Genomic DNA, 390 nt, shown 5'->3' with positions numbered 1-390 from the left:
CGGCTGAACGTGTCTGGCTGGACGGTGACACACTCTTCGTAACGGTCCCGGCGCGGAGGGCGCCGCATCCGATGTGGTGAAATGACGCGGCGTCCGGTAGTCTAGGCAGGTTGTCTGTGCGCCGGATTCCCGGCCTCCACGTTTAACACATGCACAACCCTCCTGCTGTAGAAATTCTGCAGCCGTTTAGTCCGAAGGAGGTGGGTTAGTCATGCATCAGTACGAACTTATGGTAATCCTCGATCCCGAGATCGATGAGCGCACCGTAGCTCCCAGCCTTGACAAGTTCCTCAACGTTGTTCGCAACGATGGTGGCAGCATTGACAAGGTTGATGTTTGGGGTCGTCGTCGTCTCGCTTACGAGATCAACAAGAAGACCGAAGGCATCTA

The 390-nt window shown here is 55.9% G+C and carries 1 protein-coding gene; it reads left to right on the top strand.

All coding sequences use genetic code 11. The annotated features are described in order from the left end of the window. Positions 1-211: 211 nt before the first annotated feature. Positions 212-390: 30S ribosomal protein S6 (gene rpsF / locus JF66_RS22740; protein ID WP_081882547.1), on the top strand; the 179-nt coding region annotated here is incomplete at its 3' end.

The organism is Cryobacterium sp. MLB-32 (assembly GCF_000738085.1).
Classification (GTDB): domain Bacteria; phylum Actinomycetota; class Actinomycetes; order Actinomycetales; family Microbacteriaceae; genus Cryobacterium.
The sequence above is the reverse complement of the archived record's forward strand: the minus strand, read 5'-3'. Positions and strand labels throughout refer to the sequence as shown.